Genomic DNA, 693 nt, shown 5'->3' on the forward strand with positions numbered 1-693 from the left:
ATTCCACACAAAAAATAAGGAAAGAAAAACGATGTAGATATATAGTTTGCTGTTGATCTCACTATATTAATAACCAACCAGATTCTAAACAGACTTTGACAATATTTTGTCTTGTACAGCTTAAATAATACACGTACATTGTTTCTGTTATAGTGAAGAGGACATTTCTATGTCACTGCCAAGCCTGTTTCTAAGAATACAAGACCCCGCCCTCAAAGAGGCTATCGCTTCTTGTCAGGAATTACATAAGTTCCGTTTGTATGACACAGAAACGGACGATGATTGGATTGATCACTTCGTCGACGTTCAACCGGATGTCGCGATTGTCGAAGTGGCGCATTTCACTCACGCTGATTACCAGCGACTTTCCGATATCGAAGCCATTTACGACATGGACTTAATCATCATCAGTTCAGGCGCGCCTAACGAGAACCTCGATAAACTGATGAACCTAGGTGCCATTTTTCACTACAGAAAACCCGTCGATCTCACCATCCTGTCTGATACGCTGACCGAAGTGAGCCAGTATTATCAACACAAGCAGGAGCAAGGACGTAAAGTCGCCACCAGCGATTTGGATCAATTTGGTTTGCTAGTTGGCTCATCTTCTCCGATGCACCAGCTGTACCGCATGATCCGCCGTGTCGCAAAAAACGCAGCCAACGTATTGATTATCGGTGAAAGTGGCTCAGG

Annotated in this window: 1 protein-coding gene; it reads left to right on the top strand. The window is 43.6% G+C overall.

All coding sequences use genetic code 11. The annotated features are described in order from the left end of the window. Positions 1-169: 169 nt before the first annotated feature. Positions 170-693: sigma 54-interacting transcriptional regulator (locus tag R7Z77_RS25715; protein WP_411913215.1), on the top strand; the 524-nt coding region annotated here is incomplete at its 3' end.

It is taken from the genome of Vibrio sp. 1401 (assembly GCF_033340295.1).